At 41.6% G+C, this 3009-nt stretch carries 5 protein-coding genes; 4 read left to right on the forward strand and 1 reads right to left on the reverse strand.

Annotated elements, in window-relative coordinates; genetic code table 11:
• The first annotated feature begins 283 nt into the window (after positions 1 to 283).
• From rpmH to yidC, 4 genes are all read left to right on the forward strand, one after another.
• Entirely contained in the window at positions 284 to 418 is a 135-nt protein-coding gene (gene rpmH / locus CK510_RS28670; protein WP_095724876.1) for a 50S ribosomal protein L34, read from the forward strand.
• Between the two features lie 44 nt (positions 419 to 462).
• Positions 463 to 885 carry a ribonuclease P protein component gene (gene rnpA, locus CK510_RS28675; protein ID WP_095724877.1) on the forward strand — a complete coding sequence of 141 codons (423 nt, stop codon included), beginning with the start codon at positions 463 to 465 and terminating at the stop codon, positions 883 to 885.
• Positions 872 to 1261, forward strand: a complete 390-nt coding sequence (locus tag CK510_RS28680) for a PH domain-containing protein (protein ID WP_095724878.1) — start codon at positions 872 to 874, stop codon at positions 1259 to 1261. Before rnpA ends, CK510_RS28680 begins: the two co-directional genes overlap by 14 nt.
• A 178-nt stretch (positions 1262 to 1439) precedes the next feature.
• A complete protein-coding gene (yidC, locus tag CK510_RS28685) occupies positions 1440 to 2570 on the forward strand; it encodes a membrane protein insertase YidC (protein WP_095724879.1) in 1131 nt (376 codons plus the stop codon).
• Between the two features lie 130 nt (positions 2571 to 2700).
• Here the strand turns inward: yidC and CK510_RS28690 are convergent.
• Positions 2701 to 3009 (reverse strand): Jag family protein (locus tag CK510_RS28690; RefSeq protein WP_281257102.1); only part of this gene is annotated, 309 nt, incomplete at its 5' end.

Raw genomic sequence — 3009 nt, forward strand, 5'->3', positions numbered from 1 at the left:
GCTTTACGCGCTACTCTACGAGAAGACGAAGCGTCTACCGCGTTCCCGCAGGGTAGGGGAGGTTGAGAGAAATCAAAATAATGTGCAGCTTCACAAGTAATTGGTATAAGAAGTAGGCTGTTGATTTTGATATTTATTGATTAGTTGTACTGTAAACGAGACTATCTTGTTTTATCCTCCAGTCTTGAATTCCCTAATTTCCCTAATTTACGAATTTACATTAAAGTGATATGATAATAGATTGTGAGTTTTTGTATAAAAAATTGCCTGAAAGGAGAAAAATATGAAAAGAACCCTGGGCGGAACTAATCGCAAAAGAAAGAGAACATCTGGATTTCGTGCGCGGATGCGGACACCAACAGGACGCAACGTGATAAAAGCACGTCGCAGAAAAGGTCGCCATCGCTTGAGCGTGTAGGGGCTATAAAGTAAAGCATCAACCCAACACGTTTAAATTAAGCAGTGGCTTTGCCTTCAGCACATAGACTTAAATCTCGCCATGATTTTCAGGCAGTCTTCCGGGAAGGGATACGTCGGCATGGTTCTTATATGACTTTAAGAGCTTTACGACCGTCAAATTCTGTGGTACCTTCTCAGAATACTGCCGTAAAAACAGATAATCCTGGGGAGAAAATCGAATATCCGCCAGCACAAATTGGCATTTCAATCAGCACAAAAGTGAGTAAACGGGCAGTAGTACGCAACCGTATCAAGCGGAAAATAGCAGCAGCTTTGCATAAATTACTGCCGAGATTGTCACCTGGTTGGCGGTTGGTATTTGTTGTCAAGCCAAGTGTCACACAAGAAGAGTGCGTAACCCAACAATTTCTGCAAGAATTAGAGCAGTTGTTGGCACAAGCCGAGGTATTCAATGGGCATCCGTGAAGAAGTATATTTTGAAGGTGGTCCTCATACAGGGGACTTAATAACAAGCATATTATTAGGTTTCACGGTATTAGGGCTTCCTTTAACAGTTGGCGCAATTGTCAGGTCATTGTGGTTGCGGTTTCGGATTACAGACCGTCGGATTACCGTTATTGGTGGTTGGATGGGACGCGATCGCACTGATATTATCTACTCAGAAATAGTCAAAGTCGTAAAAGTACCTCGTGGATTTGGTTTGTGGGGAGATATGGTAGTAACTTTGAGAAACGGTAGTCGTCTAGAGTTACGGGCAATCCCCAGATTCCGAGAAATTTATGATTACATTTACGAGCGTATCGCTGTTAAAAATCCCAAAATGATCGGAGTACAAAAGTAATAAGCTAAAAGGGTAAAGGGTAAAGGACAAAGACTAAAAATCGGTCTTTAGACTCTCCCCCCTTTTTTCCTGTAAAATTGTGCGGCTATCCGTAGTCAAACACTGGTTTCAGGGAATGACGATTTCGATAAATTAGATTCAGACAAATATTTAAGTACCTCAGGTTGAATTCAGAATAATGGATTTTGGTATCGGGTTTCTGTCGAACAACGTAATGCTGCCAATCATAGACTTTTTCTATGGTTTTGTACCCAGCTATGGACTGGCGATCGTAGCATTAACGTTAGTTATTCGCTTGGCACTCTATCCCCTGAGTGCTGGGCAAATTCGCAATATGCGGAAAATGCGAATAGTCCAACCCGTCATGCAAAAGCGGATGGCGGAAGTTAAGGAAAAATATAAAGACAATCCGCAAAAGCAACAAGAGGAAATGGTTAAAACACAGCAAGAGTTTGGCAATCCTTTGGCGGGTTGTTTTCCCTTGTTGTTGCAAATGCCTGTATTACTAGCATTATTCGCGACCTTGCGGGGTTCGCCATTTGCTGGGGTGAATTACAGCGTTAACTTGCAAGTTTTTCCAGCAGAACAAATCGAACGTCTACAACCACAAGCTTTTGTCACTGCACCCCAAAATATATATGTTAGCGATGGCGAACATATTAAGGTGACAGCCATCCTCCCTGGTGGTAGCAAATTAGCGGTTGGCGAAAAAACAAAAATCGAGTATCAGAGTCTCGAAGGTAAACCATTCCCACAAGTTTTGGCAGAACATCCCGAAACAAAGTTAACCCCTGAGTGGAAAATAATTAAAGGCGAAGACCGCGTTAAAATCGATGCTGAAGGTAATGTCGAAGCCCTACAAGCTGGAGATGTCACCATCCAAGGAACAATCCCTGGTTTAGCAGCCGATCGCGGATTTTTGTTTATTGATGCTTTGGGTCGGGTAGGAGCTGTTGACCCTGATGGTAAAGTACATTGGGATATTGTGGCAATGGTAGTGTGTTTCGGGATTAGCTTGTATGTCAGCCAAGTGCTTTCCGGGCAAAATTCCACCAATGCTAACCCTTCCCAAGATACGGTTAATAAAATTACTCCTGTTCTCTTTTCCGGGATGTTTTTGTTTTTCCCGTTACCCGCAGGTGTATTAATGTATATGGTGATTGGTAACGTTTTCCAAACACTACAAACTTACATACTCTCTCGCGAACCCTTACCTGAGGAAGTACAAAAAATCGTTGATGCTCAGGAAAAAGAAGTGCAGATTGCACAAATAACTAAGAAATTTTATATCCTATCTTTCAAGCATTAATTTTCTAATACAACAAGGCAAAAGTAAGAAGTAAGAAGGTAAAAGAAAGAAACTATTTTAAGGCTCTCCGCAATCTAAATTTATTTGTGGGGATTCTCTTTTTACTTTTTACTTTTTACTTTTATCTTTTTTACTCAATTCCGGCTGGACGGACAACGAGATGACGGTGTGGTTCTTTACCTCGACTAAAGGTTTCCAAATCGCTTAAACCCTCCAAAAAAGTGTGTACTTGACGACGTTCAGCAGAACTCAATGATTTGATTTCGACCTCCTGCCCCGTACTACGCACTTGTTGAGCAGCTGATTCCGCCAATGTTTGTATTTGTTGCTGCCGTTGAATGCGATAACCATTCAACTCAATGCTATAGGAAGCTTGCTGTTCGGGTTGTTGATTGATATTGAGAATCGAATTAGCTAAATATTGAATTGAATCGAGTAA

The sequence above is a fragment of the Brunnivagina elsteri CCALA 953 genome (assembly GCF_002289455.1).
GTDB lineage: Bacteria > Cyanobacteriota > Cyanobacteriia > Cyanobacteriales > Nostocaceae > Brunnivagina > Brunnivagina elsteri.